Raw genomic sequence first — 21,346 nt, forward strand, 5'->3', positions numbered from 1 at the left:
CCCCCATTGATTATTAGCCCTCACCAATCGGGATAAAACATGAAAATAGCTCGCCGTTTCATCGGCGAGCTATTTTGTTATGCTTTTTTCGTCTCATCATTTGTTTTTTCAGTAGCTAAATGACTATGTTTTCTAGAGTAGAAGAAATAGAAGCATAAGCCGACTATAAGCCAAACTGCAAAGCTAATCCATGTCGTTGTAGACAAATTGATCATTAAATATAAACAGCAAAGAATAGCGACAACCGGTAGTGCAGGTACGAGTGGTGTGCGGAAGCCTCGTTTTAAATCAGGATGAGTTTTCCGTAAAATAAGTACAGCAAAGCAAACGAATGTGAAGGCTGTTAACGTACCGATGTTTACTAAATTCGCTAGTAAATGTAGGTCTAAAAGTCCTGCTAATAAAGCTGCAAATACTCCAGTAATCCATGTGTTTAATAAAGGGATCTTTACTTTTTTATTTACGCGTGATAAAGCTTTTGGGAGTAAGCCGTCTCGGCTCATTGCATAAGAAACACGAACTTGTCCATACATAACGACTAAAAGAACGGTTGTCATTCCTGTCATCGCACCAACTGCAAGTAGCCCCGCAATAGTATCTTCACCAACGAAATGTAGTGCAAATGCAACTGGATCAGAAACGTCTAATTGCGTATAAGGAACCATGCCTGTTAAAACGAAAGATACGATCATGTATAAAACTGTACAAATAAGAAGGGAACCTATAATGCCAATTGGTAAATCACGCTGCGGTTTTTTCGTTTCTTCTGCCGCGGTTGCGATTGCATCAAAACCTAAAAAGGCGAAGAAGACAGTCGCAGCTCCGGTAATAATACCGTCGTACCCGAATGGAATGAACGGTGTCCAATTTTCAGGCTTTACATATTTTGCGCCTGCTACGATAAAGGCGATAATAACTGCTAATTTTATAAGGACCATAATATTATTAATGCGTGCGCTTTCGCGTATACCAAAACTTAAAAGACCAGTAATGAGAAGTAAAATACAAACAGCGGGTAAATCAATGAGACCACCTTTTCCCGTTCCGGGGGCCGAGGAAATAATGGCGGGAAGGTGTATATTGAACCCTTGAAGCAATGATTGTAAATATCCAGACCAGCCAACAGCTACCGCTGCAACTGCGAGTAAATATTCGAGCATTAAACACCAACCAACGATGAAGGCGACAACTTCTCCGACGGTCATGTATGCATAAGTGTAAACACTTCCTGAGACTGGTATAGAAGAAGCGAATTCGGCATAACAAAAGGCTACACAAGCACAAGTAAATGCAGCAATAAGGAATGATAGCATAATACCAGGGCCAGAATGTTTTGCCGCTACGATACCTGTTAATACAAAAATCCCTGTCCCAATTACGGCGCCGATTCCTAAAAACGTTAAATCAAGTGCCGTTAATGTTCGATCTAGCTGTCGTGGTGATTCAGTACTAAGCGCTTTTTTTCGTAATAATGACTTCACTTTGGACTCTCCCCCCATTTTTCATCTCCATAACTGCGAATAGTGTGAACCAATTGGAAAAGAGTACGTGAGTGAATGAAGGTACAGTTATGGTATGTAGTTTTTTGAAATTTCTGGATTAATTTTATTACAATTCAGAATATTTTGTCAAATAAAACTTTAACAAATAAAATGCTGCTTGTAAGGAGAAACTATGTGCAGAAATAGATGCAGGTTAACAATCAGTAGAGATGAAGAATAATCCACTGATTAAAGTTTTACTTTATTATAGTAGGAGAAGATGTTATGTTATTTTATTTTGAGCTTGTCGTCATTTTACTTTGTACGAAATTAGCTGGTGATATTAGCGTTAGACTTGGCCAGCCTTCTGTACTCGGTAAATTAATCGTTGGTATTATTATCGGTCCGGCTTTGCTAGGTATTATTAATAGTTCAGAACTTATTGATGAGCTTAGCGAAATTGGTGTTTTGCTACTTATGTTTATGGCAGGACTCGAAACTGATTTAGAAGAGTTAAATCGTAATTTAAAATCTGCATTCGCAGTAGCGATGGGAGGAATTATTTTCCCATTCCTTGGTGGGTATTTAGCAGGACTTGCGTTTGGAATGTTACAGTCGCATGCGATCTTTTTAGGGTTATTACTTTGTGCCACTTCGGTTAGTATTTCTGTTCAAACACTAAGAGATTTAGGGAAAATGAATACGAGAGAAAGTACGACGATTTTAGGTGCAGCTGTATTTGATGATGTAATTGTCGTTATTTTATTAGCATTTGTGATGAGTTTTTTAGGTACACAAGATGTAAATGTAACGCTAGTCATTGCAAAGAAAATTATCTTTTTTGTAAGTATTGTTTTCATCTCTTGGAAAGTTGTTCCATGGATTATGAAAATGCTCGTACCACTTCGCGTAACAGAAGCATTAATTAGTGCAGCTCTTATTATTTGTTTCTCTTTTTCGTATTACAGTGAAATGATGGGGATTGCAGGTATTATTGGAGCATTCGCAGCTGGAATTGCCATTTCTCAAACAGAGTATAAGCATGAAGTGGAACATAAAATTGAACCAATTGCTTATGCAATATTTGTTCCAGTGTTCTTCGTAAGTATCGGAATGGAAATTACATTTCAAGGTATAGGAAGCCAGCTTTGGTTCATTATCATCATGACTCTTATTGCGATATTCACAAAGTTAATCGGATCAGGTTTAGGCGCAAGACTGACAGGATTCAACCTTCAATCTTCTATTAGTATCGGTGCGGGAATGGTTTCGCGCGGAGAAGTGGCGCTTATCATCGCAGCAAATGGACTTGCGGCGAATTTGTTAGCGAAAGAAAATTTCACAGCGATTGTCATTGTTGTTATATTGACGACAATTATTACGCCGCCGCTTTTGAAGAAGTATTTTGTATAGAGAGGAAGGGCTTATCTGATGTAGGTAAGCTCTTTTTTTATTGCAAAATGCAGTGGTCATGTAGTATGAATGGATTGTAATTATGATAAAATCTATGTATGTGATATGAAAAGGAGAGGGAAGTGTGAAGATTACAAAGGGGAAAGTTATAGGTGTAATCATACTTATTGCACTATGTATACCATTTACTGCATGGAAAGAGTCAAAAGTGAAAAATTTTCCAATTTCTATTTTTTCTTCCTATGTAGAAGACGAAAATCCGAAAGACTATAAGTACACTGCTTTTGTACCTGACTTTGCAATTTGGATACATGGATGGGAAAAACAGCGATCTGAAGGTGAAATAACGTCATATAAAAAAGGGGATCGAACTGTAATTGTTCACCATCCACCTGGCAATGATGGTTTTTATCTATATGATACAAATGATATTAGAGAATATACGCAACCATAAGAAGTGGAGGTTAAATAGTGAAAGCTTCAACATTACTATTTAAAATTGAAAGTAATATGGATCAATTTTCACCAGCCGAAAAGAAGGTTGCCATGTACATAATGGAGAATGCAGAAATTGTTCCGAACTTAACGACGAAAGAAGTGTCAACGAATGCAGGCGCAAGTGAGGCAAGTGTTGTTCGCTTTTGTAAGTCGATTGGGATTGGGAGCTTTAAATCATTTAAAATCGCGCTCGTTCGTGAATTAACGATTGCTGATTATAATATTAATGATTTTTCAGTGATGAATACGGAAGATGGACCGTACGACTTGTTTAATAAAGTTACATATGTGAATAAAGCTGCAATTGAGGCGAGCGTTACTGCGATAGATAAAAAGGAACTTGAGAAAGCTGCAGATCGTATTGTAAATGCGGATAAAATTATATTTTACGGAGTAGGCGGATCGGCTACTCCGGCGATGGACGGGGCTTATAAATTTACAAGGCTCGGATTTACAGCGATGATGCTATCTGATTTTCATATGATGTTGCCACTCGTCACGAATTTAAAAGAGGGAGATATATTTGTGGCGATTTCAACTTCTGGGCGGACGAAAGATGTGCTCGAAATGGCGCAATATGCGAAGAAGCGAGGGGCTACAGTTATTGCGATTACGAAGCTAGACCAATCATCTCCGTTATATAAAGCGGCAGACATTCGCCTTTGTATGCCAGATGTAGAGCAAGACCATCGCATTGCGAGTATTGCTTCGAGAATGACGCAACTGAATATGATTGATGCTTTATATGTGATTACTTTCAATCGAATTGGTAATAAAGTATTAGATCAATTTATGGAGACGAGAGAAGAAGCATTACGGTTACGGAAATTGAAGTAGAAGAAAAGATGGGGAGACTCATCTTTTTTATTATCTTTGACACAAATATGTCATGTTGTGAAATTTTATTTCATAAAATAAGAAAGAGTTATTGATTTTTAGTTTCTTAAAGTTATAATAAAAGTGTGAAATATAATTTCGAAGAGGGTGGCAATATGTTAGAGAATTTATCGACAGAACACCGTAATGAGAAAACGATGAATCTAGATGAGATGAGTATAAAAGAAGTTTTACAAAGTATGAATGAAGAAGATCGAACTGTTGCGTTAGCAGTTGAAAATGAAATAGAAGAAATTGAAAAGGTTGTACAAATTGTTACTAAGTCTTTTGAAGAAGAAGGCCGTTTAATTTATATTGGGGCTGGTACGAGTGGCCGTTTAGGCATTTTAGACGCAGTAGAATGTCCCCCGACATTTGGAACAGATGATAACATGGTTCAAGGATTTATAGCAGGTGGATTGAAAGCGTTTACTAAGGCGGTGGAAGGTGCCGAAGATCGTGAAGAGTTAGCAAAAGAAGATTTAAAAAGTATTGGATTAAACGAGAAAGATACGGTTATTGGAATTGCAGCAAGTGGTAGAACACCCTATGTAATTGGCGGATTGAAATATGCAAGTAGCATGGGAGCAAGTACAGCTAGTATTTCCTGTAATAAAAATGCTGAAATAAGTAAATATGCAAAACTAAATGTGGAAGTGGAAACAGGCGCAGAAATATTAACAGGCTCAACACGGTTGAAGGCTGGCACAGCGCAAAAGTTAGTACTCAATATGATTTCTACAGCGTCTATGATTGGTGTAGGGAAAGTATATAAAAACTTAATGGTAGATGTTCAATCTACAAATGAAAAATTGGTAGAACGCTCAAAACGAATTATTGTTGAAGCGACAGGCGCTAGTTATGAAGTAGCTACAGAGTGTTATGAGAAAGCAGATCGAAATGTGAAAGCTGCAATCGTTATGATATTACTACAGTGTGAATATGGGGAAGCACTAGAAAAATTAAAAGGTGCGAAAGGATTTGTGAAGAAAGCACTTTAAACTTTGGGGAGGGGGATTCTATTATGAAGAAAGAAGAGAGAATGGCCAAAGAAATTTCAGAGCAGCTTGGGGGAGTAAAAAATATTCGTGGCATTGCTCATTGTATGACGAGGTTACGATTAACGCTTCATGATGAAAGTAAAGTGAACATGGACCTTTTAAAAAAGGTTGAAGGTGTTATGGGAGTGATTGAAGATGAAACGCTTCAAGTTGTTGTTGGGCCAGGGATAGTAAATAAAGTAGCAGCTGAGATGGAAGATTTAACGGGACTGCGAATTGGTGAGGTGGCAGATCACCACCTTGAAGATCTTGGGCAAGAGATGAAGTCAGAGATTAAGAAGAAAAATAATACACCAGTGAAAAACTTTTTAAGAAAAATAGGAAGTATTTTCATTCCGCTAATTCCGGGACTTGTTGCGTCAGGAATTATAAATGGGGTTGCTAACTTTGCGAAAAACGCAGGTGCTGACCCGAATGCAACGTGGCTACAAATGCTACTACTTATTGGCGGCGGTATCTTTACATTCTTAGGAATTTTAGTCGGTTGGAATACAGCGAAAGAATTTGGCGGGACACCAGTTCTTGGGGCAATTGCAGGTATTTTAATTTTCAACCCAGCGATGGCGAATGTAAAATTATTTGGTGAAGCGCTCGTACCCGGACGGGGCGGATTATTTGCAGCTATTTTTGCAGCATGGCTTATGGTTGTAGTTGAGAGACGAGTGCGAAAAGCTGTGCCAAATGCAGTTGATATTATTGTGACACCACTCATTACTGTATTAGCTGTAAGTATAGTAACGATGTTAGCGATTCAGCCAGTAGCAGGCTTCTTATCTGATGGTATTACAAGCGGTATTAATGCAATTTTAAATGTTGGCGGAGCATTTGCTGGAGCTGTGCTTGCCGGAACATTTTTACCTCTCGTAATGGTCGGATTACATCACGGTTTAACACCGATTCATATGGAATTTATTAATCAAACGCACGTAACGCCTTTATTACCAGTATTAGCAATGGCTGGCGCTGGGCAAGTAGGAGCAGCAATTGCGATTTATGTGAAAACAAAAAATAAACGCCTTCGTAATGTGATTAAAGGTGGATTACCAGTAGGATTTTTAGGAATTGGCGAACCGCTATTATACGGGGTTACATTGCCACTTGGGAAACCGTTTATTACTGCTTGTTTAGGAGCGGCTGTCGGTGGTGCATTCCAAGCTGTTATGAAAACGGCTTCACTCGGAATAGGTGTATCAGGATTATCATTAATTCCGTTAATTGCTGATAATAAATATTTATTATATTTCCTTGGATTAGTAGTTGCATATATTTTCGGATTCATCTTTACGTACTTCTTCGGCTTTAAAGAAGAAATGGCAGAAAACATATAGAGAAAGGGATTCCTTTCTCTTTTTTTTATATTAATAGAAGGAGAGATTTATATGATAGGAGTTTCAATTTATCTTTCAAAAGAGCGAGTAGAGAAACAAGAAGCATGGTTAAAACTAGCGAAAGAAAACGGATTTTCATCTGTTTTTACATCTCTTCACATTCCAGAAGATGATCCGAATACGTATAAGGAGTTAATTCAAATACTTGGGAAACAAGCTCTCGAAAATGAAATGGAATTAATGGTTGATGTCTCTCCAAAATCGTTAAACCATTTAGGGATGACGTATGAAAATGTGGAAGAGTTATTAGACTTTGGCATTACTGGTTTACGAATGGATTACGGTATTACGCCAAAAGAAATCGCACGTGTATCTCATAAGATGAAGGTAGCTTTAAATGCGAGTACGATTACAGAATCATTTTGGAAAGAGTTACTTGTGGAAAATATACGAGTAGATCGAGTAGAAGCGTGGCATAATTTTTATCCACGTCCAGAAACAGGACTAGCGAAGTCGTTTTTGCAAAAACAAAATAAATATTTACATGAGTGCGGAATAAAAACGATGGCATTTATTCCGGGAGATGGTGAAAAACGCGGTCCGTTATATGAGGGTTTACCAACTTTAGAAAAACATCGCAGTATGCGCCCGCTTCAAGCATATTTAGAACTTGTTCAAGAGTGTGACATTGATAAAGTGTTAATTGGAGACATAAGTGGGAGCCTAGAAAGTGTACAAGAAATCTCGAGTGCGAGTGGTGGGATTATTCCAGTGCGATATGAGTCATTTATAAATGCAAGTGAAGTATTAAAAGTGGTAGAGCAAGTGCATACAAATAGGTTAGATCCGGCTCGTGACGTAATTCGCTCTGTAGAATCAAGAGAAGAAAATAAAGTTGCATTACAACCGATAAATACAATTTCAAGAAAACGAGGCAGTATTACAATTGATAATGAATTGTACGGTAGATATGCTGGTGAAATGCAAATAGTTATAAATGATTTACCTGAAGATAGGAAAGTGAATGTTGTTGGAATGGTGATGGAAGAAGATGTGTCTTTATTGTCTTATATAGGTGCTGGGAAAAATTTTCAACTTTTTTCTAAGTAATAGAGCGAAAGCTTGAATTAGCACTATTTTATAAAAAACATTATCTGCAAAAAGGATAATGTTTTTTGGTTTCTTTAAAAAAGCATTTGACGAATGAAAAGAAATACCGTATTGTTTTGTCTTGTGAATAAATGTTCACCATAACAAAACGAAAAAGGAGAGTTCAGAATGAATCAATATATTGGTAATTTAATTATTCGTATCGTATTAGGAGTTACTTTTTTTGCACACGGTTTAGCAAAGTTTCAATCAGGTATAGATAACGTAGCAGGATGGTTTACAAGCATCGGTTTACCAGGTGGTCTTGCATATGGCGTAGCAACAGTTGAATTAGTTGGTGGTATATTATTAATTATCGGTTTAGGCGTGAGGTATGTAGGATTGTTATTCGCTCTTATTTTGGCTGGAGCTATCGTAAAGGTAAATGGAGCAGCAGGCTTATTAGGAGATGGAAAGAATCCGGGATATGAATTAGATCTTGCATTATTATCAATGGGTGCGTATTTATTCGTTGTAAAAGCAGAAGGATATGTAGATCGCTTCTTAAAAGAGAAAGTAATGAAAACGAAGTAAATTTTATTTTTTTAGTGTTGACTTGACGACTTGGTGTAACTATAATGATTACATCAAGTCGATTAGTAATAAAATGATTCGTATATTTTTTTATTCTAGTTGTAACTAACTTAGTTACAACTAGAATAAAGCTTAAAGAATAAAGGAATATAAAAGAGTAAATAAAAAGTGGAGGAAATAACATGTCAAAATTACATTTAGAGGTTTTTACAGGATCTGAGCAAGCATTTCAAGTTACATCCACAATTGTATACGGAGAAAAAGATGCAATTCTTATCGATGCACAATTTTTATTAAGTGATGCGCACCGTTTAGCAGCTCAAATTATTGAAACAGGAAAGAATTTAACTCATATTTATGTGACTCATTTCCATCCAGATCACTATTTTGGATTAAATGTATTACATGAAGCATTTCCAGAAGCGAAGATTGTTGCATTACGGAATACTGTTGAAGATATTCGTAACACATTTGAGAAGAAAGTGGAACAGTGGAAACCATCTATTGGGCATAATGTTCCTCATCAACCAATTGTTCCAGAGGAATTAACAGAAGAGAAATTGATTTTAGAGGGAAATGATTTAATCATTAAAGGTGGTTTGCAAGGTGATACACCGAATAATAGTTATGTATGGATTCCATCATTAAAAGCCGTTGTTACAGGCGATATCGTTTATAACAATACTTTCGTATGGACGTTAGAAACAGATGCTGAAGCTCGTCATAAATGGTTAGAAACATTAAGTGAACTTGAAAATCTTCATCCTGAAATTGTTGTAGCGGGTCATCGTGATTATGACGTACCAAATACAGCAGACGCGATTAAACATACTCGTAAATATTTAGTTGCATTTGATGAAGTTCTTGCAGGAAATCCTTCAAGTGAAGAAATTCAAACGGCAATAAAGGAGCGGTTCCCGCACGTTAAAGCGTTAGAAATTGGACTTGTTTTAGCGGCAAACGCGTTTGGGGTGAAAAAATAATGAAGAAAAAAACAAATTTAGAAATTGTTCGAAGCACATATGAAGGACCATCTTCTTCAAATGCAAAACATTTAGCGGAAGCTTTCTCTGAAAAAGTAGAGTGGACAGAGGCAGCAGGTTTTCCGTACGGCGGAACGTATATAGGTACAGAAGCTATAATGGAAAATGTATTTAGTCGTTTAGGATCAGAATGGGATGATTATAAAGCGAGTGTAAATACGTACCATGAAGTAAACGGAAAAGATGTGATTATTGCTGAAGGTGTTTACTCAGGAGTTTATAAAGAGACGGGAAAATCATTTGAGGCGGAATTTGTTCATGTATGGCAGCTTGTAAATGGAAAAATCGTGAAATTTAAACAATATGTGGACAGTTACATTGTACGAGAAGCGATGAAGGTTTAAAATGAAATAAGGAAACAAATGGAATCGGCTGTGCGCAGGCGATTCCATTTGTTTATGTAATTATTAGGGGAATGGGGAGTACATAATATGAAAAAATGGATAATAGGGGCAATTACAATGATTGTAATTGCGATAGGAGCTGTATTCGGTGTTACTAAACTTCTTAATTATATAGAGGAAGAGGAGAAGAGTCTTAAAACACAAAAAGTGATGAGCCAACGGGACAAGAAAGTTGCGGAAGAGAAGCCACAATTTAGTGAGGATGAAATTATTTCTACAATGCATAGGATGGTACATCAAAAAGTGAAATCATCTGATAAATGGGGATTTATCGAAATGACAAATAAGGAAATTCGTAGTGCGAAGAACGCAGTAGAAAGCAGTACAAATTTTAAATATAAAGCAAAGCTACTTTCTACTTTGGAGCGTTGGGAGAAAGGAGACTTTTCACAAACGGTTGAGGATCATAACTTTTTGTGGGAAATTCAAGGTGGTGATACCGGAAAGGCAACAGAACGTTTATCGCCAGAAGAAGAAAAGCAGTATGTGAAAGAAATGAAAGGTAAATAAAAACATCGCCACTTTGGTGGCGATGTTTTTGATTAAGAATGTTTTCGCATTAAAGCTCTAGTTGGCTGAACAGCAACGGTTTTGAAATGAGAAAATAAATAACACCCTGTCACGACGATGATTGTACCGAAAATTTGAATCCATGTTAATTCTTCTCCAAGGAAAAGGAATGCTAAAATAGCTGTGAAAATTGGATTGAAATTTAGAAAAATCCCCGATGTAGTAGCGCCTAATTTCTGTACACCAATATTCCAAAACACCATACAAAGTACTGTTGAAATGAGTCCTGTATATAAAAGTGATGTTATGAAGGAAGAGTTGATATTGGAAACAGTGAAGCTACCTATGTTAAATGGAAGCAATAAAATAACGCCGAAAATACCAGAATATAATGTAGCCATTAGCGGTGTAACTGTTTTTGTCGCCCATTTACTACAAACAGAATAAATGCCCCAAATACAAACTGCTGCAATCATCCATAAATCCCCGCTATTAAAATGTAGTGAAAATAAAAGAGCAAAGTTTCCCTTTAAAAGAACGAGGATGACCCCAAAAAATGAAAGAATCATAGAAAGAATTTGAAGCGTATTTACTTTTTCTTTTAGAAACAGCACAGAAAATAATGCAATTGAAATAGCGTTCAATGTAGAAATAAGACCTACATTCGTTGCGGATGTTTTTTCTAATGCTAAAAATTGAAAAATGTTGAAAAGAGCGACGCCTGTAATTCCCATAATTACTAACGGGATTATAGCAGCACGCGGTGGAATAATTTTCTTCTCTTTAAACCATACGAGTGGTAATAAACAAACAATCGCAATCATCCATCTTAAACTTGTCAGTGTCATCGGAGACGCATGATCGACAAGTGATTTCCCAACGACAAAATTTCCTCCCCATAATAAGCTTGTTAATAATAGTAAAAAGACGTAAAAATAAGGCATACTAAAAACCCCTTTGTTGAAATAAGAATGAACTGTAAATAATTTTAGCATTTTTCTTTATTATCTAATATATTCTTTTGTATAATGGTAAAAACTCGATAAAATGTTTCGTTAGAAATATTATTTACAGAAAAACATTCAGTTTTATATAAGTTATGAGATGTTTCTTCGAATAATCGTCGGTAAGAAAAAAGGGGGAATTTTGATGGAGTCATCTGTTATTAAAGTGCTTGATGATTTGGATGTGAAAATTTTAGATATATTGCAGAAAGAATCACAAGTAAGTAATGCAGAGCTTGCACGCCGTGTTAATTTATCTCCAGCTGCGATGCATGCACGAATAAAAAGGTTAGATGGCGAAGGTTTTATTGATAAGCAAGTAGCAATTTTAAATCAAGAAAAGCTTGGATTTGATTTATTATGTTTCATTTTTATGAGTACGAATATTCATCAGTATGAAAAGCTGGAAGTGTTAGAACGAGAATTAGAATCTATGCCTGAAGTGTTAGAATGTCACTGTTTAACAGGAGAGTATGATTATTTATTAAAAGTTGCAAATCGTGATCGTAAAGAACTGGAGCAGTTTATTAGAAAGTTGAACAAGCTTGGTATTACACGGATACAGACGAGTTTAGCACTTCGTGAAATTAAATATTCGACGGTATTGCCGATACGAAATGAGGAATCAAGCATCGATTAAGTTGCTTGGTTTTTTGTTTGTGTAAAATTCAGAAAAGTGATTGACGGAGAGAAAAGAGAGATGTATTATTATATGAAATTATGAATTAAAATTCATTCGTTGTTATAAATATTAATGCTGGGGGCAAGGGGATATAATATGAAAATCTTTAATGCGGTTACAAGTGATGTGAAAGAAATTTATAATCTCATTGAAATGTATGCAAAAGAAGGAGTTGTTTTGCCGCGTTCTCTTTTGTCTCTCTATCAATATTTACAATGTTTATATGTTATGAAAGAAGGAGAGGAAGTCGTTGGAGTTGCTGGTTTACATGTGTTAGGAGAGGATCTTGCAGAAGTACGATCGTTAGTAGTTTCGCATACATATGCAGGAAAAGGGATAGGGCGTATGCTCGTGAGTCATGTGATGGAGGAAGCGACGAAAATAAATGTAAAAAGAGTGATTTCTTTAACGTATGAAACAGTATTTTTTCAAAAGTGTGGATTTGATTTTGTAAATAAAGAATTGCTGCCAGAGAAAGTATGGGTTGATTGTAGACATTGTTCAAAAGTCAATTATTGTGATGAGGTGGCGATGATACGGTATGTTGGATGAAATTTTTAGAGAGAAAAAAGGCCCACTATTATTTAAGAAATAGTGGGTATCTATATTTTAATCAGAAATGAGATGTTGTTAAGAATTTGAATTCGTTTGTCTTACTGCAAAATTAAAAATGGGATTTTTAAGCTCATAGTTATAAGTAGAACCATCGACAAGTCCTACAACTTTATCGCTATCATAAAGGTCGAGCATAAATTGTGCCATTTGTTTTGCAGTGTGGAATTTCGGTACAACATTATCGTATTGGAACTCATCAATATTAAATGAACGTTTTGCGAATTCTGTTTCAGTTGCACCAGGAGCTAAAACTTTTGCTTGTAGTTTTGCACCTTGTTCTTTCAGTTCGTGAGATAGTCCTTCAGTAAATGCACTTACATAAAATTTCGTAGCGCAATACGTAACAGCATTGGCAACAATCGTATATCCACCGCCTGATGAAACGTTAATAAGCTGTGTTCCTTCGGTCATTGAATAATCTCGAACGAAAAGGGAAGATAGTATTGTTAGTGCTTCTATATTTACATGCAACATCGTTTCTATCTTGTTTAAATTTTGTTCAGCAATTGAGGCGAAATTACCAAAACCTGCGTTGTTAATCCACGTTTCAATTTGAAAACTTTGTAGACTTTCATAAAATTTATAAACTTCTTCAGTGACTGATAAATCAGTTCTTCGAATGACAACATCCAATTCCGGATGCATTTCGTTAATTTTCAATTTTAATTCTTCTAATTCTGCTTGTCTTCGAGCTACAAGTATTAAGTTTTTTCCGCGAGATGCAAAGGCTAAAGCGGATTCATAGCCAATTCCTGAACTAGCACCAGTAATAACAGTATATTTCATATAAAAGCCTCCTAAATTCAAATTAATTTATCATGGTTAGATTGTATTTGTTAGAGTATACTCTAAGTCAAATGTTTTTTATAATTTGGATAAGGCAGTAAAATATATGAGAGTAAATGGCGTGCGGAGGGAGTATGGTTATGTACACAATTAGCGAGGTAGCTAAATTATTAGGAGTGAGCACACATACATTACGTTATTATGAAAAGGAGAACATATTAATTGCAAACCGCGATACAAATGGAAATCGACTGTATGAAGAATCGCATATAAAGTGGTTGCAGTTTGTAATGAAATTAAAACAAACGCAAATGCCGATAGCGAAAATAAGAGAATACGCTAGATTATATTTAGAAGGAGAGCATACAACCGAAGCTCGTTTACAACTGTTAGAAAATCATAAAAAATCTATTCGAACTCAAAGAGAAAACTTAGAAATTACAGAGAAGATGCTCGAAAATAAAATTATTGCATACAAAGACTCGTTGAAAAGTAAATAGCGTACAAAATATTTCGTTCTTTGTTGCATGTTGAAAAGGGAGTACAGGTCTTTGTTTTGGAATTTATCTATGAGTATTTAATTATAATGTGCCGATAAATTAAAAAAGAGCAGTTAGCTAAAAGCAACTGCTCGATTCAAAGGGATCTCCAAGGGGGGAATGGAGAAAATATTATGTTACTACCATTATTGACAGATTATTAAGAAATATACATGTGGATTTAAAAAATTAAAAATATTTTTTGGTTAATAGAATCCGAGTGTTGACACTTTATCAATTGGTCATGTAGAATGTTTATGAATGACATTCAGTCATTTTTTCTGTGAAAGGGTGTAGATAAGCAACTTTTATATGTAGTTAGCTTAATAACGGAACAAATATAAGGATAAATGAGGATGATATTGGTTTTTTAAATAGTAGTTAGAGTGAGATTATATTTTTTAAATTAAAAATGACTGACGGTCAGTCAGTGAATAATAGAAGGTGAGAGATATGAAAAATAAAGCTTGGTTATATGTCATATTAACATGTATCTTTGAAATTTTTTGGGTGTTTGGTTTTAATACAGCTCATACTTGGTGGCATTGGGTCATTATTGTAGGAGTTATCGCTGTTGATTTTTACTTCCTATCGAAAGCGTGCGAACATCTTGCAACAGGGACTGTATATGCTGTGTTTGCCGGAGCTGGTACGGTTGGTACTTTCCTAATGGATGTATTCCTTTTCGGCGGCAGTTTCAGTTTAGGAAAGCTATTCTTTATCGTAATGGTCGTAGCGGGCGTGATCGGTTTAAAATTAGCTGATAATAAAGAAGAAACCGCGGAAGAAATTGTGAAAGGAGCTGCTTAAAAATGGGTTGGATTTTCGTATTTTTTGCTGCAATTAGTGAAATAGTCGGTGTGATAGGCCTTAAAATGTATAGTAAAGATAAGACGTTAACAAATGGAGCGATTTATATAGGTGGATTTGCAACTTCCTTTGCATTCTTATACACATCTTTCTTGTTCTTACAAGTAAGTGTAGCTTATGCGGTTTGGATTGGCATTGGAACAGCAGGAGCTGTTTTATTAAATATGTTTCTGTTTGGTGAATCGAAAAGTAAGGCACGTTTGATTAGTGTAGCTCTTATCGTATGTGGAGTTACGGGATTAAAGGCTCTTTCATAAGAAAAGGATATTAAAGTTAAATCTCCTAACGATTTGTTGGGAGATTTTTATTATGAAAAGTGCACGATGATTGACAGTACAGCTAGTTATTTTATAAAATGAGTGACAGTCATTCAATACGCGTGTGAAAGGGTTTAGATGATGAATAAAAAAGAAAAAATTGTCTATGCAGCTATTGAAGTGTTTCAGGAAAAGGGCGTTGAAAAAACGAAGATTTCTGATATCGTGAAATTGGCTGGCATTGCACAAGGAACTTTCTATTTATATTTTCCTTCTAAGTTATCTGTTATGCCTGCAATAGCAGAAGTGATGGTTGAGAAGATGATACTTGCAGTGAAAGAAAAAGTACAGAACGATTCACCTTTTTCAAGTAAAGTTGAGCAAGTAATAGATGCAGTATTTACCTTTATAGCTGAATATCGTGAAATACAAGCATTAATGTATGCGGGCCTTGCATCAACTGAACATATAAAAGAATGGGAAGCTGTATATGAGCCTCTTTATATATGGCTAAGTGGCTTTTTAAGTGAGGCAAAAGAATCAGGTGAAATTCGTGATTCGGTTCACGCTGAGCGAACAGCGAAGTTATTTATCGCTCTTGTTGAATCAGCAGCGGAACAAGTTTATTTATATGATCATAAAGATGATGAGCAAGTCGAGCTACAAAAGGAAGAAGTACTAGATTTTTTAACACATGCACTACATATAAAGAAGTAGTAAGATGAACCTGTCTGAAAAGGTAGGTTCATTTCTGCGGGAAACTGAATGATAGTCATTCACCCTGTGTTTATGTATGTGTGGAAGGATAGAGTGAAATTCTAATGAGTGGGGACATCTTTACTCAGTGTGAGCCCACAAATAGCAGGATAAAGAAAAAGCTTCTTGGGCATTATTTTTGAGAGGAACTGCGGGAAGAGGTGTTAAAAATTGAAGAAACCGATAAAAGAACAAAAGATGGTATTGATCATTCTTTTGAGTAATATATTTATCGCTTTTTTAGGGATTGGATTAATCATTCCGGTTATGCCGTCCTTTATGAATGATATGAATTTAACAGGAAAGACGATGGGTTATCTCGTTGCAGTGTTTGCAATGGCGCAGCTTATTACTTCACCTATTACGGGTCGTTGGGTCGACATTTACGGTAGGAAGAAAATGATAATCATTGGATTATTTATTTTTGGTGTTTCAGAGCTTCTTTTTGGATTAGGTACAGATGTGTGGATGCTTTATGCAGCGAGGGTGTTAGGCGGAATTAGTGCCGCGTTTATTATGCCGGGTGTTACGGCATATGTTGCTGATATTACTTCTATTCAAGAACGTCCAAAGGCGATGGGATATCTTTCAGCGGCTATTAGTACCGGATTTATTATAGGGCCTGGAATCGGCGGGTTTATTGCAGAATACGGTATACGTGTGCCGTTCTTTGTGGCAGCAGTGATTGCCTTTGTTGCATGCGTGATCTCTATATTTATTTTGAAAGAGCCGTTAACGAAAGAAGAACTTGCAGAGATTTCTGCTAATACGAAAGAATCCAGCTTTATCGGAGATTTAAAGAAATCATTAAATCCAATGTATGCAATCGCATTTATTATTGTATTTGTACTCGCATTTGGATTATCAGCATATGAAACTGTGTTTAGCCTGTTCTCTGATCATAAGTTTGGTTTCACACCGAAAGATATTGCTGCAATTATTACGATTAGCTCCATCTTTGGGGTAGTTGTGCAAGTATTTATGTTTGGCAAATTGGTTGACATGTTCGGTGAGAAAGTATTAATTCAAATATGTTTAATTGTAGGTGCAGTATTAGCATTCGTCTCAACTGTAGTCTTTAATTATTGGATTGTACTTCTCGTTACTTGCTTTATTTTCTTAGCATTTGATTTGCTTCGTCCAGCTTTAACGACGTTTTTATCAAAAGCAGCTGGAAAAGAGCAAGGATTCGTTGCTGGTATGAACTCAACGTATACGAGTTTAGGAAATATCGCAGGACCAGCGATGGGCGGAATATTATTTGATATAAACATTAATTATCCATATGCATTTTCAGGTGTTGTTTTAATCGTTGGTCTCGGCATTACATTTATGTGGAGAGAGAAACAACTAGCTCAAAGTTTTGCGAAGTAATGTAGTGAATAACGAAAAGCCTCTTACTATTTTTATGGTAAGGGGCTTTTCGTTTATAAACTTAATCCAAACCGCTTTAATTCAATAAATATCCCCTCTAATTGCTTTCCTTTATCCGTTAACGTGTACTCTACGCGAGGTGGAACCTCTGGATATACTTTTCGCGTTATAATCCCTTGCGTTTCCAATTCTTTTAGGCGAAGCGATAAAGTTTTCGGACTAATCCCATCCATTGATTTTTGTAAATTACTAAAGCGTAAAGTTCCTTCGATAAGAAGGTCACGAATGATTAAAAACGTCCATTTTGTACTAATTACGTCAAGCGTTTTAGCGATAGGACAAGGTATACCAGGTAAACCTTTCGTTAATACAACTGGATCTATATTGCTCATGGAAATAGCCTCCATAAAAATTTTTTGAATGAATTTGCCTTATCGTATCACAAAACTATCTTTTTAGTAACTATATGAAAAAAATATCACTACTTCCATAAAGGAAGTTAGTGAATATACAATAGCAATACGAAATACAAAGGGTTTGTATGAAGAGGAGGTGATTTCCATGGGTATGAAAAAGTTGTTTATGTTACTTAGTTTTTTTGTCATTTGTATTGTGCTTGTAGCGTGTAGTGGGGAGGAAAAAACTGAAATCCAATTATTGAAGGAAATGCCTAAGCCAAAAACAATGACAATCGATCCTTCACTGAGCAAAAAAGAAGCGACAGAAAGAGTTCATGCAGCGCAGCGCTTTTATGCATTTTGGGATACAGGTAGGGAGGAACTTATTCCGCAAACGGTTACTGAAAATTTTTTCGATAATACACTGCCGAAAGGTCGACCACAAGGCACTGAAGGATTAAAGTTTGCAGCACAAAATTTTCGCAAAGTCGTTCCTGATATACATTGCGAGATTGAAGATTTATTAGTCGTTGGTGATAAAGTAACAGCTCGTCTTTCTTTTACAGGAACTCATAATGATAAGAAAATCAATTTTTTTGCAATTGATATTTTGCATGTGAAGGATGGCAAGATAACGGAAGATTGGCATTTAGAAGATAATCTTACGCTGAAACAACAACTTGGGTTAATAGCTGAGGAATAAAATAAGGGAGAGAAAAGTGATGAAAAATATATTTATTATAAATGGACATGAAAAATACGGTACGAAAGAAGGTCGATTAAATAGAACGTTAGTTGATTATATGGTAACTGTATTAAGTGAGAATCATCATGTGAAAACAACGACGATTCAAGATGGCTACAATATTAAAGAAGAACAAGAGAAGTTTTTATGGGCCGATGTTGTAATTTATCAAACACCAATTTATTGGTTTAGTGTTCCTGGATTATTTAAAACTTATATGGATGAAGTATATGAATATGGCTTGTTCTTTAAAGGTGTAGATGAATATGGAACAGGCGGTTTATTAAAAGAGAAGCAGTATATGTTTTCTACAACTTGGAACGCACCTGAAAAAGCATTTGGAGATAAGACGAAGTTCTTTGAAGGAGAAAGTTTAGAATCAGCACTTAGTCATTTACATCGTGTGCAGAAGTTTCTTGGCATGAGTCCGTTAAAGAGTTTTGCTTGTTATGATGTGGTGAAAAATCCGGATATTGAGCAATATTTATTGAACTTGAAAGATCACTTAGATAGAGTAATTAAATAATAGTTTGTATCTGTATGTGAAGAAGGTACTACTAAGGATGTAGTACCTTCTCTTTCATGAAATACGTTGAAAATCTTTACTTATACAGGACGGTTTTAGTTTTTTTGATTTGATTAAATGTTTAATATCAGAGATGTTATCGTATGAAAGCTGAGTATGATAATAGTTAATGTACTCAAGTAATGCAAAAATATAAATAAATAGAGTGAATGATACCCCGCCTAAAGGTAAGTGGGGATACCAAATTACAAAATCAATAGTAAACGTAATAAATCCCGTGACAATCAATGCTATATTTATCTTTTTAAGTACTTTTAAATATTGAATCATCCTAATAGGTGTAATAGATGTTTTCTCTTTTTTTAGTCGTTTCCGCTTTACGTACCAGTAAATTGCTCCTTGTAATAAGATAAACTCTAAAAGAAGAAATGAGATCCAAAAAGAAAATAGGGAATATAAATGTAACGTAGGATAAGCATAATTAAGTAAGTAACTTGTGAAAATAAAAGTAATGACTGAAAATAACTCACCTGTGTATAGATAGGAAAGTCTTTTTTCTAGGTTGCGTTTCATGGTTCTTCTCCTTTTATAAAAACTCATATTTTAATACATGGATGGCTGTATCCATAACTTCGCAAAATTCGCCCAACCGAATGAATCAATTGTTACGTTTTTTAAAGAAGAAGGGTATGTTTTTCTTTTTAAAACGTGATAGTTAAATAAAATGATGTTTTCAGCTTGTAAAAACTCTTCAATCTCATACATGAGCTTATACCGTTTTTCTTTATTGTCTTCTAATAAAAAGGTATCAAGTAAACAATTAATTTGTTTTGCATAGTGTGGGTCCATGAATCGATTTACGAAGCAACTTTTATTTTTAAATACATTTAAAAATGCAATTTCATGATCGGTAGCAAATACTTCCCCCATGAAAATAATATCCGCATGTTTATCAATAGAACGATTCATATAATCTGAAACGAGAAATGGGTGAAGTTCTACGTGTACTCCTAATTGTTCGCAGCGTTCTTTTAGGAAATGTGCATCATTTGCACTATCTTTAAATGCGAAGAAATAAATATGTATCGTTTCTCCATTATAGGTGCTCTTTTTTAAATAATCTTTCGCTTTTTCTAAAGAGTAGGACCTGTTAGGAACTTGGCGGCTTCTTTCAGGAAAAAAGCTTGATGCAGCAATTGTTCGTCTGCCCTCTATGCTATGAAGTATCGTTTCAACGTCATATAGTTCTCTCCAAGCTTTTCGAAAGTGAATGTCGTGATGAGGACCAGGTTTTGTAAAGTTGAAGCTAGCATAAATACAACCTATTTCTTCTATTTGTATATCATGCCTTTCATTTTCCTCTTCATTTGGTAGTTCATAATCAGCATCTATTTGCAAATGATCAGGAATACCCCAAAATTCAATACGGTCTAATAACGCACGCTCTTTAAAATAATGGGTGAACGCTTCGAGTACGATATTGTCTTCAGAGTAATGAGTAAGTTTAAAAGGTCCAGTACCTATGTAGTGATGATTTTGAATAACTGCATCATGCGGTAAAATTGCGAGTTGCATGGAACTCACATAACGTAAGAAAAAAACGTTAGGTTTTGCTAAATGAAATCGTATTTGCAGTGGTGATGGTGTTTCAATTTGAACAATTTCCTGTGTTAACCATGCGTAAGGAGATTGAGCTTGCTGCAATCTTTCAAATGAAAATTGTACATCTTTAGAAGTTAGAACAGTTTCGTTATGAAAATATATATCTTTTCTTAAATGAAACGTCCACGTAAGCCCGTCTTCGCTTAATTCCCACGTATGTGCAATGTGTGGTTCCATTTTTTCTGTAATATCGTTATAAATGACTAATGTATCAAAAATTTGGTTAATAAGATGACCCTCTGTTGTTACAGCCGTAAAAGCGGGATCTAATGGTAATATCTTTCTTGATATAGGGATCTTCAATATGTCGTACATATCATTTGAAGGTTTGTATCCAAAATGATGATGTAGTTTATTTTCTATCTTTTTTTGAAGTGCAAGGGGTAGAGGTTCTTTTAAAAGAAGAAAAACATCCTTTAACTTTTCTTGCGCTAACAGTTCATCTGTATAGGATTCAATTGCTTCTAGGAAACTATGTGTAAATAAAATTTCCGTTTTATTTCCACGACCACGTCCTGGAGTCCAGTGAATTAATTGCTCCTCGTTCATTTTCTTTAATAAAATCTTTACGTTTTTCGTACTGCAATATAAAACATCCGCTAATTCTTGTAAGCTATTTCGTATATGTTGTTGGTCTTGTGCATGTAATCTTAAACGAATGTAATAGTCCATAATTTTCATATATACACTTCCTTCTATAATAAAGTGAGACTTTAATCAGTGGGGGACGCCCCCCACTGATTATTAGCCTTCACCAATCGGGCTGTTACGGGCAGTTGATCCCCACCTAACTTCTTTGCTTTCGCTGAATTTTGAGGTGGGGGTCTTACTGCCC

25 protein-coding genes are annotated in these 21,346 nt (G+C 35.5%); 19 read left to right on the forward strand and 6 right to left on the reverse strand.

What is annotated here, in order from left to right; all coding sequences use genetic code 11:
- Positions 1–77 precede the first annotated feature (77 nt).
- Positions 78–1,499, reverse strand: coding sequence for a branched-chain amino acid transporter BcaP (locus DN408_RS12195; RefSeq protein WP_078178215.1), 1,422 nt, complete (start codon positions 1,497–1,499; stop codon positions 78–80).
- 267 nt (positions 1,500–1,766) lie between these two features.
- Here DN408_RS12195 and DN408_RS12200 point away from each other — a divergent pair, with 267 nt between their 5' ends.
- From DN408_RS12200 to DN408_RS12245, 10 genes are all read left to right on the forward strand, one after another.
- Entirely contained in the window at positions 1,767–2,894 is a 1,128-nt protein-coding gene (locus DN408_RS12200) for a cation:proton antiporter (RefSeq protein ID WP_000899801.1), read from the forward strand.
- Between the two features lie 124 nt (positions 2,895–3,018).
- Complete coding sequence (locus tag DN408_RS12205; RefSeq protein WP_078178214.1) at positions 3,019–3,348, forward strand: outer surface protein; 330 nt, start codon at positions 3,019–3,021, stop codon at positions 3,346–3,348.
- Between the two features lie 17 nt (positions 3,349–3,365).
- Positions 3,366–4,229, forward strand: a complete 864-nt coding sequence (locus DN408_RS12210) for a MurR/RpiR family transcriptional regulator (RefSeq protein WP_002010793.1) — start codon at positions 3,366–3,368, stop codon at positions 4,227–4,229.
- Between the two features lie 155 nt (positions 4,230–4,384).
- A complete protein-coding gene (gene murQ / locus DN408_RS12215; RefSeq protein WP_002125454.1) occupies positions 4,385–5,269 on the forward strand; it encodes an N-acetylmuramic acid 6-phosphate etherase in 885 nt (294 codons plus the stop codon).
- Between the two features lie 23 nt (positions 5,270–5,292).
- Positions 5,293–6,657: a PTS transporter subunit EIIC gene (locus DN408_RS12220; RefSeq protein ID WP_078178213.1), complete on the forward strand. Its 1,365-nt coding sequence runs from the start codon at positions 5,293–5,295 to the stop codon at positions 6,655–6,657.
- Between the two features lie 51 nt (positions 6,658–6,708).
- Complete coding sequence (locus tag DN408_RS12225; RefSeq protein ID WP_078178212.1) at positions 6,709–7,767, forward strand: DUF871 domain-containing protein; 1,059 nt, start codon at positions 6,709–6,711, stop codon at positions 7,765–7,767.
- Positions 7,768–7,935: 168 nt separating this feature from the next.
- Entirely contained in the window at positions 7,936–8,340 is a 405-nt protein-coding gene (locus DN408_RS12230; RefSeq protein ID WP_001077751.1) for a DoxX family protein, read from the forward strand.
- A gap of 182 nt (positions 8,341–8,522) precedes the next feature.
- Positions 8,523–9,323: an MBL fold metallo-hydrolase gene (locus DN408_RS12235; RefSeq protein WP_002125460.1), complete on the forward strand. Its 801-nt coding sequence runs from the start codon at positions 8,523–8,525 to the stop codon at positions 9,321–9,323.
- Positions 9,323–9,727, forward strand: coding sequence for a nuclear transport factor 2 family protein (locus DN408_RS12240; RefSeq protein ID WP_002186668.1), 405 nt, complete (start codon positions 9,323–9,325; stop codon positions 9,725–9,727). Before DN408_RS12235 ends, DN408_RS12240 begins: the two co-directional genes overlap by 1 nt.
- Positions 9,728–9,814: 87 nt before the next feature.
- Positions 9,815–10,297 carry a PRK06770 family protein gene (locus DN408_RS12245; protein ID WP_061674983.1) on the forward strand — a complete coding sequence of 161 codons (483 nt, stop codon included), beginning with the start codon at positions 9,815–9,817 and terminating at the stop codon, positions 10,295–10,297.
- A 32-nt stretch (positions 10,298–10,329) separates the two neighbouring features.
- Here DN408_RS12245 and DN408_RS12250 read toward each other — a convergent pair whose 3' ends face one another.
- Entirely contained in the window at positions 10,330–11,241 is a 912-nt protein-coding gene (locus tag DN408_RS12250) for a DMT family transporter (RefSeq protein WP_002186665.1), read from the reverse strand.
- Between the two features lie 205 nt (positions 11,242–11,446).
- On the opposite strand from DN408_RS12250, the gene DN408_RS12255 reads away from it, so the two are divergent.
- Together DN408_RS12255 and DN408_RS12260 are read left to right on the forward strand one after the other, a co-directional pair.
- Entirely contained in the window at positions 11,447–11,941 is a 495-nt protein-coding gene (locus tag DN408_RS12255; protein WP_012260375.1) for an Lrp/AsnC family transcriptional regulator, read from the forward strand.
- Positions 11,942–12,079: 138 nt separating this feature from the next.
- Positions 12,080–12,535, forward strand: coding sequence for an N-acetyltransferase (locus DN408_RS12260; RefSeq protein ID WP_078178211.1), 456 nt, complete (start codon positions 12,080–12,082; stop codon positions 12,533–12,535).
- A 78-nt stretch (positions 12,536–12,613) separates the two neighbouring features.
- Here the strand turns inward: DN408_RS12260 and DN408_RS12265 are convergent, their stop codons facing one another.
- Positions 12,614–13,384: an SDR family NAD(P)-dependent oxidoreductase gene (locus DN408_RS12265; protein ID WP_002186662.1), complete on the reverse strand. Its 771-nt coding sequence runs from the start codon at positions 13,382–13,384 to the stop codon at positions 12,614–12,616.
- A gap of 140 nt (positions 13,385–13,524) precedes the next feature.
- Here DN408_RS12265 and DN408_RS12270 point away from each other — a divergent pair, with 140 nt between their 5' ends.
- From DN408_RS12270 to DN408_RS12290, 5 genes are all read left to right on the forward strand, one after another.
- Positions 13,525–13,884, forward strand: a complete 360-nt coding sequence (locus DN408_RS12270; RefSeq protein WP_002169085.1) for a MerR family transcriptional regulator — start codon at positions 13,525–13,527, stop codon at positions 13,882–13,884.
- A 492-nt stretch (positions 13,885–14,376) separates the two neighbouring features.
- The gene (locus tag DN408_RS12275) at positions 14,377–14,733 is read left to right on the forward strand and encodes a DMT family transporter (protein WP_002125474.1); all 357 of its coding nucleotides are present in this window, start codon (positions 14,377–14,379) and stop codon (positions 14,731–14,733) included.
- A 2-nt stretch (positions 14,734–14,735) separates the two neighbouring features.
- Positions 14,736–15,050 carry a DMT family transporter gene (locus DN408_RS12280; RefSeq protein ID WP_002063959.1) on the forward strand — a complete coding sequence of 105 codons (315 nt, stop codon included), beginning with the start codon at positions 14,736–14,738 and terminating at the stop codon, positions 15,048–15,050.
- Between the two features lie 138 nt (positions 15,051–15,188).
- Positions 15,189–15,767, forward strand: a complete 579-nt coding sequence (locus tag DN408_RS12285) for a TetR/AcrR family transcriptional regulator (protein ID WP_078178210.1) — start codon at positions 15,189–15,191, stop codon at positions 15,765–15,767.
- 210 nt (positions 15,768–15,977) lie between these two features.
- Positions 15,978–17,180 (forward strand): MFS transporter, encoded by a 1,203-nt coding sequence (locus DN408_RS12290; protein ID WP_002125479.1) that lies wholly within the window; start codon positions 15,978–15,980, stop codon positions 17,178–17,180.
- Positions 17,181–17,233: 53 nt separating this feature from the next.
- Here DN408_RS12290 and DN408_RS12295 read toward each other — a convergent pair whose 3' ends face one another.
- Complete coding sequence (locus tag DN408_RS12295) at positions 17,234–17,572, reverse strand: winged helix-turn-helix transcriptional regulator (protein WP_002087382.1); 339 nt, start codon at positions 17,570–17,572, stop codon at positions 17,234–17,236.
- 169 nt (positions 17,573–17,741) lie between these two features.
- Here DN408_RS12295 and DN408_RS12300 point away from each other — a divergent pair, with 169 nt between their 5' ends.
- Entirely contained in the window at positions 17,742–18,281 is a 540-nt protein-coding gene (locus DN408_RS12300) for an ester cyclase (protein WP_003187537.1), read from the forward strand.
- A 19-nt stretch (positions 18,282–18,300) separates the two neighbouring features.
- Entirely contained in the window at positions 18,301–18,849 is a 549-nt protein-coding gene (locus DN408_RS12305) for an NAD(P)H-dependent oxidoreductase (RefSeq protein WP_016126606.1), read from the forward strand.
- Positions 18,850–18,903: 54 nt separating this feature from the next.
- On the opposite strand, the gene DN408_RS12310 is transcribed toward DN408_RS12305, so the two are convergent.
- Together DN408_RS12310 and DN408_RS12315 are read right to left on the reverse strand one after the other, a co-directional pair.
- Positions 18,904–19,422, reverse strand: coding sequence for a hypothetical protein (locus tag DN408_RS12310; RefSeq protein ID WP_002186656.1), 519 nt, complete (start codon positions 19,420–19,422; stop codon positions 18,904–18,906).
- A gap of 30 nt (positions 19,423–19,452) precedes the next feature.
- Positions 19,453–21,192: an SgrR family transcriptional regulator gene (locus DN408_RS12315; protein ID WP_078178209.1), complete on the reverse strand. Its 1,740-nt coding sequence runs from the start codon at positions 21,190–21,192 to the stop codon at positions 19,453–19,455.
- Positions 21,193–21,346 lie beyond the last annotated feature (154 nt).

The sequence above is a fragment of the Bacillus sp. AR13-1 genome (assembly GCF_008042285.1).
GTDB lineage: Bacteria > Bacillota > Bacilli > Bacillales > Bacillaceae_G > Bacillus_A > Bacillus_A mycoides.

Coding starts and splice junctions, on each gene's coding strand:
- DN408_RS12200 (WP_000899801.1), top strand. CDS start 1,767: ATGTTATTTTATTTTGAGCTTGTCGTCATTTTACTTTGTACGAAATTA.
- DN408_RS12295 (WP_002087382.1), bottom strand. CDS start 17,572: ATGAGCAATATAGATCCAGTTGTATTAACGAAAGGTTTACCTGGTATA.
- DN408_RS12270 (WP_002169085.1), top strand. CDS start 13,525: ATGTACACAATTAGCGAGGTAGCTAAATTATTAGGAGTGAGCACACAT.
- DN408_RS12315 (WP_078178209.1), bottom strand. CDS start 21,192: ATGAAAATTATGGACTATTACATTCGTTTAAGATTACATGCACAAGAC.
- DN408_RS12245 (WP_061674983.1), top strand. CDS start 9,815: ATGAAAAAATGGATAATAGGGGCAATTACAATGATTGTAATTGCGATA.
- DN408_RS12310 (WP_002186656.1), bottom strand. CDS start 19,422: ATGAAACGCAACCTAGAAAAAAGACTTTCCTATCTATACACAGGTGAG.
- DN408_RS12255 (WP_012260375.1), top strand. CDS start 11,447: ATGGAGTCATCTGTTATTAAAGTGCTTGATGATTTGGATGTGAAAATT.
- DN408_RS12240 (WP_002186668.1), top strand. CDS start 9,323: ATGAAGAAAAAAACAAATTTAGAAATTGTTCGAAGCACATATGAAGGA.
- DN408_RS12195 (WP_078178215.1), bottom strand. CDS start 1,499: ATGGGGGGAGAGTCCAAAGTGAAGTCATTATTACGAAAAAAAGCGCTT.
- DN408_RS12280 (WP_002063959.1), top strand. CDS start 14,736: ATGGGTTGGATTTTCGTATTTTTTGCTGCAATTAGTGAAATAGTCGGT.
- DN408_RS12275 (WP_002125474.1), top strand. CDS start 14,377: ATGAAAAATAAAGCTTGGTTATATGTCATATTAACATGTATCTTTGAA.
- DN408_RS12220 (WP_078178213.1), top strand. CDS start 5,293: ATGAAGAAAGAAGAGAGAATGGCCAAAGAAATTTCAGAGCAGCTTGGG.
- DN408_RS12300 (WP_003187537.1), top strand. CDS start 17,742: ATGGGTATGAAAAAGTTGTTTATGTTACTTAGTTTTTTTGTCATTTGT.
- DN408_RS12250 (WP_002186665.1), bottom strand. CDS start 11,241: ATGCCTTATTTTTACGTCTTTTTACTATTATTAACAAGCTTATTATGG.
- DN408_RS12285 (WP_078178210.1), top strand. CDS start 15,189: ATGATGAATAAAAAAGAAAAAATTGTCTATGCAGCTATTGAAGTGTTT.
- DN408_RS12225 (WP_078178212.1), top strand. CDS start 6,709: ATGATAGGAGTTTCAATTTATCTTTCAAAAGAGCGAGTAGAGAAACAA.
- DN408_RS12305 (WP_016126606.1), top strand. CDS start 18,301: ATGAAAAATATATTTATTATAAATGGACATGAAAAATACGGTACGAAA.
- DN408_RS12230 (WP_001077751.1), top strand. CDS start 7,936: ATGAATCAATATATTGGTAATTTAATTATTCGTATCGTATTAGGAGTT.
- DN408_RS12260 (WP_078178211.1), top strand. CDS start 12,080: ATGAAAATCTTTAATGCGGTTACAAGTGATGTGAAAGAAATTTATAAT.
- murQ (WP_002125454.1), top strand. CDS start 4,385: ATGTTAGAGAATTTATCGACAGAACACCGTAATGAGAAAACGATGAAT.
- DN408_RS12265 (WP_002186662.1), bottom strand. CDS start 13,384: ATGAAATATACTGTTATTACTGGTGCTAGTTCAGGAATTGGCTATGAA.
- DN408_RS12235 (WP_002125460.1), top strand. CDS start 8,523: ATGTCAAAATTACATTTAGAGGTTTTTACAGGATCTGAGCAAGCATTT.